This window comes from Ectobacillus ponti, from assembly GCF_024294785.1.
Taxonomy (GTDB): Bacteria; Bacillota; Bacilli; order Bacillales; family Bacillaceae_G; genus Ectobacillus; species Ectobacillus ponti.
This window is the reverse complement of record NZ_JANCLT010000002.1, coordinates 1-12,285: the sequence shown is the minus strand read 5'-3', so window position 1 is coordinate 12,285 and position 12,285 is coordinate 1. Positions and strand designations below refer to the sequence as shown.

General features: G+C 51.8%; 12 protein-coding genes and 1 rRNA gene. 8 read left to right on the top strand and 5 right to left on the bottom strand.

The features are described from left to right. Positions 1-121 precede the first annotated feature (121 nt). From NK662_RS03560 to NK662_RS03540, 5 genes are all read left to right on the top strand, one after another. Complete coding sequence (locus NK662_RS03560; RefSeq protein ID WP_254757493.1) at positions 122-1,558, top strand: S41 family peptidase; 1,437 nt, start codon at positions 122-124, stop codon at positions 1,556-1,558. 117 nt (positions 1,559-1,675) lie between these two features. Further along, the gene (locus tag NK662_RS03555; RefSeq protein ID WP_254757491.1) at positions 1,676-2,869 is read left to right on the top strand and encodes a PDZ domain-containing protein; all 1,194 of its coding nucleotides are present in this window, start codon (positions 1,676-1,678) and stop codon (positions 2,867-2,869) included. A gap of 246 nt (positions 2,870-3,115) precedes the next feature. Beyond that, on the top strand, positions 3,116-3,673 hold the full coding sequence (locus tag NK662_RS03550) for a helix-turn-helix domain-containing protein (RefSeq protein WP_254757489.1): 558 nt from the start codon (positions 3,116-3,118) through the stop codon (positions 3,671-3,673). A 34-nt stretch (positions 3,674-3,707) separates the two neighbouring features. Next, positions 3,708-4,442, top strand: a complete 735-nt coding sequence (locus tag NK662_RS03545; protein WP_254757487.1) for an AzlC family ABC transporter permease — start codon at positions 3,708-3,710, stop codon at positions 4,440-4,442. After that, positions 4,433-4,762 carry an AzlD domain-containing protein gene (locus NK662_RS03540; protein WP_254757485.1) on the top strand — a complete coding sequence of 110 codons (330 nt, stop codon included), beginning with the start codon at positions 4,433-4,435 and terminating at the stop codon, positions 4,760-4,762. The genes NK662_RS03545 and NK662_RS03540 overlap by 10 nt, the downstream gene beginning before the upstream one ends. Before the next feature lie 184 nt (positions 4,763-4,946). Here the strand turns inward: NK662_RS03540 and NK662_RS03535 are convergent, their stop codons facing one another. The 5 genes from NK662_RS03535 to NK662_RS03515 form a co-directional block, all read right to left on the bottom strand. Then, positions 4,947-5,675 carry an ABC transporter permease gene (locus NK662_RS03535; protein ID WP_254757483.1) on the bottom strand — a complete coding sequence of 243 codons (729 nt, stop codon included), beginning with the start codon at positions 5,673-5,675 and terminating at the stop codon, positions 4,947-4,949. Further along, positions 5,676-6,386: an ABC transporter permease gene (locus NK662_RS03530; RefSeq protein WP_254757481.1), complete on the bottom strand. Its 711-nt coding sequence runs from the start codon at positions 6,384-6,386 to the stop codon at positions 5,676-5,678. After that, positions 6,383-7,294 (bottom strand): ABC transporter ATP-binding protein, encoded by a 912-nt coding sequence (locus NK662_RS03525; RefSeq protein WP_254757479.1) that lies wholly within the window; start codon positions 7,292-7,294, stop codon positions 6,383-6,385. The genes NK662_RS03530 and NK662_RS03525 overlap by 4 nt, the downstream gene beginning before the upstream one ends. Positions 7,295-7,569: 275 nt before the next feature. Further along, the gene (locus NK662_RS03520) at positions 7,570-8,928 is read right to left on the bottom strand and encodes a sensor histidine kinase (RefSeq protein WP_254757477.1); all 1,359 of its coding nucleotides are present in this window, start codon (positions 8,926-8,928) and stop codon (positions 7,570-7,572) included. Continuing rightward, a complete protein-coding gene (locus NK662_RS03515; RefSeq protein ID WP_254757475.1) occupies positions 8,925-9,593 on the bottom strand; it encodes a response regulator transcription factor in 669 nt (222 codons plus the stop codon). Before NK662_RS03515 ends, NK662_RS03520 begins: the two co-directional genes overlap by 4 nt. A gap of 139 nt (positions 9,594-9,732) precedes the next feature. Here NK662_RS03515 and NK662_RS03510 point away from each other — a divergent pair, with 139 nt between their 5' ends. The 3 genes from NK662_RS03510 to NK662_RS03500 all read left to right on the top strand — a co-directional run. After that, on the top strand, positions 9,733-10,275 hold the full coding sequence (locus NK662_RS03510) for a CcdC protein domain-containing protein (RefSeq protein WP_254757473.1): 543 nt from the start codon (positions 9,733-9,735) through the stop codon (positions 10,273-10,275). 263 nt (positions 10,276-10,538) lie between these two features. Then, complete coding sequence (locus NK662_RS03505; RefSeq protein WP_254757471.1) at positions 10,539-11,738, top strand: serine hydrolase domain-containing protein; 1,200 nt, start codon at positions 10,539-10,541, stop codon at positions 11,736-11,738. Between the two features lie 241 nt (positions 11,739-11,979). Next, positions 11,980-12,285 (top strand): 16S ribosomal RNA (locus NK662_RS03500); the annotation flags it as partial.

Below are 12,285 nucleotides of genomic sequence, written 5' to 3'. Positions count from 1 at the left end.
ATATTTCGTACAAGCTTTTCATATAGTAGTCTTAGAGCACGGCATCACACAAGGAGTGTGATGCCTTTTTCAAAAGCGTGGGGCATCGTACATAGAAGCAACAGGAAAGGAGAATTCCGCATTGAAACGTAGAACAGCTGTTATTCTTATTATTGTGGCGTTTCTGATCGGGTCGGGCGGCACATATGCCGGATTCCGGTACTTGTATGGGCAGGCATTGGCCCAGGGCAGCTTCCCATATCAATCGAGTTCAGAGACAAAGGAGGACGACCTGGCGAAAATCCGTCAGGCCTATGACCTCATCGACTCCAAGTATGTCGAGAATGTCAAGGATGACAAGCTGGTGGAGGGCGCCATTCAAGGTATGCTCGGCACACTTGAGGATCCGTATTCCACCTACATGGACAAACAGACAGCTGTACAGTTTGAGCAATCCCTTGATTCCACATTGGAGGGCATTGGCGCCGAAGTGAACAAGACAGACGGCAAGCTCATCATCGTATCACCGATCAAGGATTCTCCGGCAGAAAAAGCAGGCTTGAAGCCCAATGATCAAATTATGACGGTGGACGGCAAAAGCGTGAAGGACCTAACGCGTGAGGAAGCTGTGCTGAAAATCCGGGGCAAAAAGGGCACGACTGTGGCACTGGAAATTAAGCGCCCGGGTGTGGACAATACACTCACCTTTAAAATCAAACGCGATAAAATTCCGCTGCTGACAGTGTTCAGCTCCGTGAAGCAGGAAAGCGGCAAGGATATCGGTTATATTCAAATCACCTCCTTCTCCGAGGATACAGCCAAGGAGTTCAAGCAGCAGCTGCAGGAGCTCGAGAAGAAGGGCATCAAGGGTCTTGTCATTGACGTGCGCGGAAACCCGGGCGGCTACCTGACGAGCGTGGAGGACATTCTGAAGCTCCTCGTGACAGACAAGAAGCCGATGCTGCAGGTGGAAAACCGCGAAGGCAAGAAGGATAAGTATTATACGGATTTGAAGGAGCGCAAGCCATATCCAATCTCTGTGCTTATCGATAACGGCAGCGCGTCGGCCTCCGAGATCTTGGCTGGAGCCCTGAAGGAAGCCGAAAACTATCCGCTTGTCGGCGTGAAGTCCTTCGGAAAAGGAACCGTGCAACAGGCTGTTCCGCTTCCGGACGGCAGCAACATCAAGCTGACGATGTTCAAGTGGCTGACGCCGGACGGCAACTGGATCCACAAGAAAGGCATCATGCCGACATATGAAGTGAAGCAGCCGGCGTACTACTATGCGGCGCCGATTCAGTTTGAAAAGAAGCTGGCCTACAACATGAACAATGAGCAAATTAAGAATGCCCAGACGCTGCTGAAGGACCTTGGCTTCGAGCCGGGGCGCGAGGATGGCTACTTCAGCAAGGAAACCGAAGCAGCCGTGAAGGCCTTCCAGCAGACAAACAAGCTGAAGGAAACCGGCGAAATCGATAAGGAAACAGCCGAGATGCTGCAGAATAAAATCATTGATAAAATCCGCTCCGGCGACAATGATCTGCAGCTCGAAGCAGCGCTGAAATTGGTGGCAAAATAAGACAGGGATATTGTAAGATTTGTCGAAAGTATACAGGTACGCCTGTATACTTTTTTTCTGCTTCATGATAGAACTATGATAGATGAGCGAAAATGACAAGAAGGAGGCGGGGGTCCTTTGGAAAACTGGTTATGGGAAGCTGCGGCGGGAGTCGGGCGGTTCCTGCTGCACCCGGTCCTATATATTTTTATCATCGCCAATCTGCTGGCCGGCAGGCTCCGGGTCAGCCGGGAGCGGCATGATTTTCATTCTAAGGTGTATCCGTCCGGCCGCGAGCTGCAAAGTTCGCTGCTTCCAGGCATCGGCCTCGGGCTGTTTCTTTCCGCGGTCATGGTCGTAGCAGGCATCGTGCTTTCAACGGCAAGCCTGCTGTTGATTGCCCTGTGGACGGCGGTATTTGCCCTGCTGCTGCAATTCCGCTTTGCATCGCCGGCCTACAGCCTGGGTTTCACCACACTGCTGTTCTTGTTCCTCCCAAGCATCAAAACGAATACAGCTTTGGATACATGGCTGCAGGACCGCGGCGAGACAAGCTTAACGGCGCTGGCTGTTCTCATGGGGCTTTTGCTGCTGGCGGAGGGCCTGCTTATTGCGGGAAAAGCGGCTGATGAGACGACGCCGCGGCTTTGGAAAGGAAAACGGGGCCTGCCGATCGGTGTGCACGTGATTCAGAAGTTTTGGTTCGTGCCTGTATTCGTGCCGGTGCCGGGGGAAGCCCTTACACGCCTGTTCGATTGGTGGCCGGTCATCCATACAGGGGCGGAGACCTTCTCTCTGTTCCTTGTGCCGTTTGGCATCGGCTTTGCCAGATCCGTGCGCGGCATGCTGCCGCACGCTGCAATTGCATACACAGGCCGCCGCGTTGCCGGACTTGGCCTGCTTGTCCTGCTGCTGGGAGCGGCCAGCTACTGGCTGCCGGGCGTTGCAGTGGCGGCGGCAGGCATTGCCATGCTGGGCCGATTTACCATCATGGTGCGCGAGCGGCTGGAGGATGACAAGCTGCCTGCCTATTTCAAGGCGCGAAACGGTGGGCTGACCATTTTGGATACCATTCCAGGCTCGCCGGCACGGGAGCTGGGTCTGAAGGCCGGAGAAATCATTACGCGGGTCAACGGCACTGTGCCCGCCAGTCCGCGAGAGTTTTACGAAGCGCTGCAGTTGAATACCTCCGGCGCATTTTGCTCCATTGACGTGCTGGATACGGACGGCGAACTGCGCAACGTCCGGCGCGGGCTGTTTGCCGGCGAGCATCATGAGCTTGGCATCATTTTCGTCGAGCGGGAGCATAAGCTGGATACAGAGGCGATCTAGTGTAACCTTACGCCTTTCCTTAAAATTTTTTTCAGCATTCATAGAACTGCACTGGGCATAGCTTAGTGCAGTTTTTCTATTTTCAAGCGAAGCATCCTGCCGAATCATGTACCCATAGGAGGGAAAAGAGCGGGCTGAAAATTGGATTTCAATTCATACATATGGACACCCGTTTTTTTATTCTGTATGATATAATAATCAAATGTATGCTATAACGCACATGATTCTATTCTTACGGAGGCCGGTATGCACCAAATCAACCTGAGTATTGGCAAGAACCTATCCCGAATACGAAAAGAGCGTGGTCTTAGTCTGGATAAGGTTTCTGAAATGACAGGGGTCAGCAAAGCGATGCTGGGACAAATCGAAAGAGGAGAGTCCAATCCCACCGTAACAACCCTTTGGAAGATTGCCAATGGACTGCGGTTGTCCTTTTCTTCCTTGATTAAAGAAGAAGCACCCTCTATTACAATTGTTTCCACAGATACTGTGGACCCCATCGTGGAGGACGACGGGAAATACCGTGTGTATTCCTTGTTCCCTTTTCATCCTAAGAAACAATTCGAGATGTTTTCCATCGTGCTGGAACCAGGATGCATTCATGAATCAGAGGCTCATCATGCAGGAATGGAAGAATACATTATGGTTTCCGCAGGCACTTTAGAAATTTTGCTGGAGCAAGAAATATATGTAGTGGAGCAGGACAGCTCCATTCATTTCCAAGCAGACCGGCCTCATGTATACCGAAATTCCGGTTCCTCCACCGTCAAATGCTTCATGGTCATTCATTATCCGAGTGAGTAACGAAAGATACAACATAGATAGAGAAAGAGGGAGAATGATGCAAGAGAATCTTCAAATCCAACAGCATGGGGTTGAAATCAGGGAAGAAAGCTTTCTCCGGGGGGGTAAGGATTGCATTCCCACCTTATTGGGGTATTTGAGCATTGGGTTTGCTGCTGGTGTTGTCGGCAAAACATCAGGACTCAGCGTAGCTGAAATCACGCTGATGAGTGTACTGATTTATGCCGGTTCCGCTCAATTTATCGCGGCCGGGATGATTGCGGCAAATGGTTCGGCTGCTGCGATTGTCTTTACGGTTTTCTTTGTGAATCTTCGCCATCTTTTAATGAGCGCGGCCTTATCACCTTATTTTCGCCATCTTACGCCTTTAAAGAATATGTTCATAGGCTCTTTGCTGACAGATGAGACATTTGGCGTTGCGATCAGCCAGACAGCCAGCAAGAAGCGCATCAGTGAAAAATGGATGTATGGCTTAAATATAACAGCATATCTGAATTGGATCGCAGCGACTGCAGCCGGAGGTTTTTTTGGACAGTGGATTACCAATCCCGAAAAGCTTGGACTTGATTTTGCGCTGCCGGCCATGTTTATCGGCCTTCTTGTTCTATTGATGATTGGCCGCAGAAAAATTGCTGTGGATGTCATTGTTGCAAGCAGTGCCGTTATCATTGGGGTAGGCGTGAGCTTGGTCTCGTCCGGAAGCTTAGGCGTCATTGCAGCTACAATCGCTGCGGCAACAGTAGGAATGGTGGTGGAACGATGGAAATAAGATGGTCTGTTTTTATTATTATTATAGGGTCAGCCCTTGTCACCTGTATCCCCAGGGTGCTTCCGCTTGTGTTCCTGAGCCGTGTCCAGCTGCCTGACTGGGGGATGCGATGGCTGAACTATGTGCCGGTCGCGGTCATGGCGGCGCTGGTGGGGCAAGAGCTGCTTATGTCAGACGGAGAGCTTGCACATTTCGGGAAAAACATTGAACTGTTCGCTGCATTGCCGACTTTTGCGGTGGCTATATTCACACGCAGCTTATTGGGTACTGTAGTGGCTGGGATTCTTTCTGTATTTCTGCTGCGTTTGTTTTTGAATTGAAAATAGGAGTAGCTATTTTCACAATCAGTATTTTTCAAAACGCGGTTTCTTCTGGCGGACACATCATATATGTACAGCGCAGCCCGCAGCCGTAAAGACGTCTGCGGGCTGCGCAACAGAAGCAACCCGATTCTCGAAAACCGCCTCTTGTTGCGGAGTCCCCTTCCTGGAATCTGCCAACCCTTCACACCGCTTTCCGCTGAAAGTGCACATATCCCCCGATGAAAAACAGAAGAAAGCTGCCGCCGACAACCGTCAGCAATTGCTCCCACGGGATGAAAAATACATCATTTGTGCCCTCGCCGATATACATCATGGAAAAGGGCTGCGCCCATGGGTAGAATGGCCCGAAGCGTTCCGAGTTGATGGCCAGGATGGCCGGCAGCGTGAACATGACATTCACCGCAAACGGTGCGGCAAAGCTTTTGAACAGGATGGACATCCACAGCTGCAGGGCAATCAGCGGGAAAACCGCCACCCAGCCGCCGAGAATGCTTTTCCAAATTACTTCGCTTGGGAAGGGGCTTGTGAAGCCCTTCATGGTGCCGACCGTATAAATGACAGCGAGGTACAGGAGCTGCATGAACAGCGCCAATGCCAGCAGCAGCACATATTTGGCGAGAAACACGCTGCCCCTTGTCACCGGCAGGGCAAGCAGCTGCTTCCAGCCGCCTGCCTGATGCTCATAGCGGCAGACAAGGCCGGCCAGCACCGCGGTGATGAGCGGCAGAAACAGCAGGGCGTAGCCCAGGTTCATGACAAGCACTGTCATCTGCCACTCATTCATGCCTTCACCCGCCGGCAAGTCGGCGCCAAGGCCGATGCAAAGCCCGATGAGCGGGCCGACAAAAAGAATGCCCGTCATATTGGATTTTCGCAGCTTCAACCATTCAGATTGCAAAATTGTCAGCATTTATTTTACATCCCTTCTCGTGAAATCAAGCATGCCGGCCATATATAAGAGGAGACCGACCCCAATGCCCATCCAGACATTCACAAGCGGCTCCTTCCACTGATTCATCAGCGTCGGCCACTTCCACGGCATCCAGTCCGGCAGCGCAAAGGCCGAAAAGGTAAGGATGGTGCCGACAATGCCGGTTGTAATCGGAACTCCCTGGTTTTGGCTTACGGTGGCGACCCACAGCTGCAGCGCCAGCACAGGCAGTGCGGCAAAGTATGGATAGAAGCTGTACTTGGCCAATTCCATATAAGGAACAGAAGTCCCCAGGTCCAACAGCGTGCCGTGAATCAAAGCGAACAGCATGAGGGAGCAGGAGGACAAGAGCAGAAGCCCGGCCAGCACCGTGAATTTCGCCAGATACACCTGCAGCTTGGAAACCGGCAGGGCAAGCAGCTGCTTCCAGGCATTCGTTTCATCCTCAATGCTCGCGGTGAACGAGGTCAGGATGACAATTCCCAACACAAGCGCAAGCGGGGTAAAGGAGTGTACATTTGACACGTAATAGCTCCAATCATTCTCGCTTTGCCCAAGTAAATACTCCTTCCGGATGCCATAGTTCACCATCTGCAGCGCGACTACACCGAATGGCCCCAGAAATGTCAAGAACCAAAAGCCTTTTCGTCTGAGCTTCAGCAGCTCGGCGCGTAAGAGCTGTCCCATCATACGAGCTGTCCTCCCTGTGTCATTTGCAGGAAGATGTCCTCCAAGGACCGCTTTTCTTCCTCCACCCGGTAAATGGAGAAGCCATCCCCTGCGAGATGGGAAACCGCCTCTGCCACCATTTCGTCTGTCGGTGCAGCCAAGCGGACCAGCCCATCCTCATAATCAGCCTTCATGCCTTTTGCCAGCAGAGAGCGCCAGGCGCGTTCACTGCTGCTGACCTTCAGGGATACCTGCTGCTTCGCCAGCTGCCGCATGGCGGCAATAGAGTCTTGAAAAATCATTTTCCCTTTGGTGACAACGCCGACAGTGGTCGCCATCTGATCAATCTCAGAAAGCAAATGGCTGGAAATCAGCACCGTCATGCCATATTCGGCCGGCAGCCGCTTGATGAGCTCGCGCATTTCAATGATGCCGAGCGGGTCCAAGCCGTTTGTCGGTTCATCCAAAATCAGCAGCTCGGGCTGATGCAGCAGGGAAGCGGCAATGCCCAGGCGCTGCTTCATGCCGAGTGAGAAGCCCTTCATCTTTTTATGGGCGGCATCTGTCAGGCGCACCAGCTCCAGCACTTCATCAATTCGCGCCTTTGGGACACCGAGGATTTTCCGCAGCGCCTCCAGATTTTCATAGGCGGTTAAGTGCGGGTAATAGGAAGGATTCTCTACAAGAGAGCCGACCTTTTGCAAAATCTGAATTCGTTCCTGTTGCAAATCCCTGCCGAAGATGCGCACTGTTCCTTCTGTCGGCTTCGCCAGCCCCAGCAGCATGCGGATCGTCGTCGTTTTCCCGGCTCCGTTCGGCCCCAGAAATCCATATATTTCACCCTTCGGTATGTTCATATGCAGACCGGCAACCGCTGTTTCCTTGCCGAATGTCTTCGTTAATCCTTCTGTTTTTACAATGTATTCCACTTCCCCCACCTCCATCTTTATCATAGGACGGCAAGGTTAAAAGGAGGTGGGGAGGAAGTTTAAGTTTTGTTTAAAAAAAGCCGGGATGATTCGAAAGTAGAGTTCTGAATCGCCATCAAGAAATAGACCACTGCTGCAATCAAGAGTTTCGGCAATGGTCTACTTCACAGAAGAGGATGGGCAAGCGCTGCATTTTCGGGTGAATATGCCATGGGTGAATAGGAATTGTTTCTTGCCAGCCAGACACCATATGAAAATAGGGGCAGCCTCCCGCTTTACTTATATTTTTGAATCCGAATAGTTGTCCCTTCTTCACTGGAGTCAATCTGCCAATCCAATCCCAAGCCTTTCACCATCATGTTCACAATGGATAAGCCGATGCCGGCGCCCTTCTGATTGGATTGCTGCTTCATGCCGCCGCCATGGTCACCGATGACAATGGCATCATAGGCGGCGGTGGATTCTGTCGTCACCTCCACATACCGGCCGCTGCTTGCGTGGCGGAGCACATTTTGCAGCAGGTTGTCGAGAATGCGGCCGAGCCAGACAGGGTCGACTGACCAGATGGGCTGCGTGAATGGAACCAGTTCAAACTCCATCTCGAACTCTTCCTTCTCAAACACGGGATACCAGGAAGCCAGCCGCTCCCGGACGTACCGGATGATATCCACCTCTTTTTTCTCCTTCTTGTACTTGCTGGCCATCAGCAGAGTGTAGGACATGAGATTTTCAATAAGACTGTCGACATCGGCAATGGAAGTCTGCAGGACACGCACCGCCTGCTGTGTTTCAGGCGCAGTTGTTTTCGCCAAGGAATACACCTGGGCGCTGATTTTTGTCAAGGGTGTCCGCAAATCATGGGACAGGTTCGCGATGAGTTCTTTGCGCAGCTGCTCTTCCGCCTGCTCACGCTGCTTGCTTCCCCGCAGTTCGCCCACCATTTTGTTGAAGGCCTGCTCCAGCCGGCCGATTTCATCCCGTTTGTGAATCGTGATGGGGAGCGGCAGCTGGTCCACATCACGCAGCGTCATCGCCTTTTGCAGCTGTACGAGCCGTTTGCGGATGCCCTGGAAAAAGAGAAGGGACACCACAATGAACAGCACCACAATGATGATAATCAGCAGCATCAGGATTTCCCCATAGTTCTCCTGAAGGGTCTGCAGCGGCGGCTGGAAGTAGGAGCGCGGCATATCCAGCACCAGGAAGCCCTGACTTTCATCAGCCCCGGCGAAGGATACAACCGTGAAGGTGTCCCCTCCGTAGTGCTCCTTCATGAATTTTGCTGTGGAAGAAGGCGTCCATGCGGCGGGCAATGGGCTCTTCACGTTCACCTGGACAGACAAGGAGCCGCCAGCATCAATCCAGAACATGGAGGCCTTCGGGAATTGCTTCTCCCAGCGGCCAAACAGCTGCTGCACCTTCTCCCGTGAAGGCGGCTGCAGCTGCCCGGCTTCCCTGTGCCAGCGTGCCTCTATATCATCATAGTCCAGGGTGACCTGCCGCCCCGGCTCTGCTGTTTTTACCAGTATGGTGCCAAGGACGGCGTAGCCGACCTGAATCAGCAGCAGCAGGGAGACGGCTGTGAAAATAATCATCATATATCTTGCCAGCAGGGACCGGAAAAACTGCTTCATCGCTTCACCCTGTAGCCGATGCCGCGGATGGTCTCAATGATTGCCGGCTTGGCCGGATTTTCCTCCAGCTTCTCGCGCAGATAGCGGATGTGCACCATCAGTGTTTTATCGCCCTCTATATAGCGCTCGCCCCAAACGCCTTCATACAGCTGCTCCTTCGTCAGCACCTGATTGAGGTGGCGGAGAAAGTAGTGAAACAGCTGATACTGCTTGCCGGTGAGGAGAATTTCCTCCTCCGTCGCTTGTTTTACAAGGCGCATTTCCTTTATGTATACCTTGAGATGGCCAAGCTCCAGCGTATCCTCATGCTTCTGGAAGCGCCGCAGCAGCACCTCGATCCGGGCTGCCAGTTCATCCGGATGAAACGGCTTGGTCATATAGTCATCCGCGAAACTGAGGCCTTCAATCTTATCCTCGAGGGCCGTCCGGGCGGACAGCATCAGAATGGGCACATCACGGGCGGCCTGCTTCAGCCGCTTTCCGATGGAGAACCCGTCCAAACCGGGAAGCATGACATCCAGCACAACGATGTCCGCTTGTCCGATCCATTGCTCCGCCTGTTCGCCTGATGTCAGCCAGGTGACATCGTGGCCCCGTTCCGTCAGCTCCTGCTGCAGCCAACGGCCGATTTCTGCTTCATCCTCTACATATAAAATACGTGACATGCTGCTCCCCCTTATGTATCTTCAAGAATATGTAAATTATACCATGCCTTCAGGAGGGGGATACATCTGCCTTAAGGCACATTCCAAGGCGGAGGAAAGAGTGTATAGTAAAGGGAAAAGAAGGAAATGGGGAGTCAGAATGAACCAGCAAGTCTATTCGATTGCCATACTCGCATTGCTCATTGGATTTTTAATTTACCGGCGCGTGCGCCGCAATATCGGCTGGCAGCTGTTGAGCCCGCGCAAGCTGAGAGTGCGCACAATCATTTTCCTGTTGATCGGCCTGATGTTTTTGTCATCGGGGCTGCTGCATCCGGTAAGCCTTGTCTCAGATGTCGCCGGCATTGTCATCGGCGGGGCGCTCGCTTATTACGGGATGGGGCTGACAAGCTATCAAACGAATGGCGGGCGGCGGTACTATAAGCCGAATACTTGGATTGGGAGTGCGGTCATCGTTTTGTTTCTGGGGCGGCTCGCATACCGGTTTTACCGGATGTACAGCATGGGGCTGTTTGACGGCAGCGGCCCATCGGCGTATGCAGCGGGCAACATGAATGAGATGAACTTTGGCACAGGCACGCTTTGGTCATCAGGCTTCCTTATGATTATGTTTGCGTATTACGCGGTGTACTATATCCTGCTGCTGCGCAAGGAGAAATCTGCTGAAGCAGTTCGCGTGTGAATATAAGAAAGGGAGGATGACGGCCATCCTCCTTTTTTGCTTTTTTCGTGTCACAGCCAGTGTATACTCGTCCCCCTCAGGATAGAAAATAATCGGACAGGATGTATGTAAGTTCATTAAGAGAATGTTAAGCATCCCCCGTTATCATTCTTGTTAGAAGCAGGAGGAACGGTTTGTATGTGTCAGGGCTCCACAATTTCCTCCGTAGATTTGCGGGACGGCATAGGCCGGCAAATCATTCAGAACACGAGAGGGAGATTTGTATGAAACAGAGAACGGGATGGGCGGCCAGAAAATATCAATTTCTGCGGGCGGGTTTGGCGGGCACGCTGCTTGCGGCAGGATTTTCAGTGTATACGCCGGATGCGGCAGGGTTTGAGAGCAGTTCGTTTATGAATAGAAGCTTGCTTGCCTTGTTTCAAGGAGAGCAGAATGTGTATGCTGCGCCATCTGTGTCAGACGGGGTGCAGCCGGTGCAAGGAAACAACGCGCTTGCCGAGAAAATTGACCAACTGCTGAAGGCCAATGATTTCAATGGCTCTGCGCTGATTATCAACAAAGGACAGACACTTTTGGATCAAGGCTACGGCTATGCAAATTTTGCAAATAGAACCATGAATACAGCACGCACGCAGTTTTACGTGGCATCACTGACAAAAACGGTGGTGGCGACAGCTGTTTTGCAGCTGCAGGAGCAGGGCAAGCTGAAGGTTACTGATAATGTGCATCAGTATGTTTCTTCTTTTGATGAGAGCCGGAACATTACAATCTCTGATTTGCTTTCCCATACTGCCGGTATTGCAGCCACAGGAGGCGAGCTTGATTATTCTTCTCCGCGCAGCCTGGCCATGTCCATTGGTGAGCTGGCACCGGCTGCTGAAGCGGGGACTGCATGGGCGTATTCGGACCGCAACTATATGGTGCTGGGCTATATCATTGAGCAGCTGTCCGGCGAACAGCTTTCGGGCTATTTGAAAAAGCACATTTTCCAGCCGGCCGGCATGGGGGAAACAGGAACAGGGCGCATTTTTGGATATGATCAGTTTCTTGCCAAAGGCTATACCATGGAGGATGGCAAAAATGAGCTGACCAGCGCACTTGATTTTTCAACGCTGTATGGCTGTGGGGATATGTATTCTACAACGCACAATATTTATCTGCTTGATAAAGCGCTGCTGTCCGGCAAGCTTTTGTCAGAAGGCAGTGTACAGCAGATGTTCACTCCTGTTTCTGAGCGGGAGGCTGCAGTTGACAGTACGTATGGCTATAGCTTCTACGTCGATGCCATGTATCATGTGCAGGGGATTTTGAGCGGCTGGGATTCCTTCAACAGCTTTACATCCGATGGAGAAACATATGTTATTTTACTTTCCAATAGAAGAAACGCGGATGCCAAGGGTGATGATGAGTTAAACGAAACAATTAAAAACATGCTGGCTGCTGCAGAGCAGCTGTCCCAGTAGGTGCAAATTGTCTTTGGAATTCCTTATATTTCCTGAAGGCAGGAGGTTGCAAGGATTGCTGTGGTATGATATATTGTAAATCCGCCGCTGATATGTCGGTTGGCGAAAAAAGTTTTAAAAAGATGTTTACAAATGTGATGGGATGCTGTAAGATAATATCTTGTCAGCAAGAAAACAGCTCTTTGAAAACTGAACAAAACACAAAACGTCAACATTTATTTTTTGAAGCTAGACAAACACTTTTATGGAGAGTTTGATCCTGGCTCAGGATGAACGCTGGCGGCGTGCCTAATACATGCAAGTCGAGCGGAGCCCTTCGGGGCTCAGCGGCGGACGGGTGAGTAACACGTGGGTAACCTGCCTGTAAGACTGGGATAACTTCCGGAAACGGAAGCTAATACCGGATACGTTCTGAGACCGCATGGTCTCGGATGGAAAGGCGGCTTCGGCTGTCACTTACAGATGGACCCGCGTCGCATTAGCTAGTTGGTGAGGTAACGGCTCACCAAGGCGACGATGCGTAGCCGACCTGAGAGGGTGATCGGCC

Excerpts from the sequence above, each read along its gene's own strand:
- NK662_RS03550 (WP_254757489.1), top strand. The coding sequence starts at position 3,116 with ATGCACCAAATCAACCTGAGTATTGGCAAGAACCTATCCCGAATACGA.
- NK662_RS03545 (WP_254757487.1), top strand. The coding sequence starts at position 3,708 with ATGATGCAAGAGAATCTTCAAATCCAACAGCATGGGGTTGAAATCAGG.
- NK662_RS03540 (WP_254757485.1), top strand. The coding sequence starts at position 4,433 with ATGGAAATAAGATGGTCTGTTTTTATTATTATTATAGGGTCAGCCCTT.
- NK662_RS03535 (WP_254757483.1), bottom strand. The coding sequence starts at position 5,675 with ATGCTGACAATTTTGCAATCTGAATGGTTGAAGCTGCGAAAATCCAAT.
- NK662_RS03530 (WP_254757481.1), bottom strand. The coding sequence starts at position 6,386 with ATGATGGGACAGCTCTTACGCGCCGAGCTGCTGAAGCTCAGACGAAAA.
- NK662_RS03520 (WP_254757477.1), bottom strand. The coding sequence starts at position 8,928 with ATGAAGCAGTTTTTCCGGTCCCTGCTGGCAAGATATATGATGATTATT.
- NK662_RS03515 (WP_254757475.1), bottom strand. The coding sequence starts at position 9,593 with ATGTCACGTATTTTATATGTAGAGGATGAAGCAGAAATCGGCCGTTGG.
- NK662_RS03510 (WP_254757473.1), top strand. The coding sequence starts at position 9,733 with ATGAACCAGCAAGTCTATTCGATTGCCATACTCGCATTGCTCATTGGA.
- NK662_RS03505 (WP_254757471.1), top strand. The coding sequence starts at position 10,539 with ATGAAACAGAGAACGGGATGGGCGGCCAGAAAATATCAATTTCTGCGG.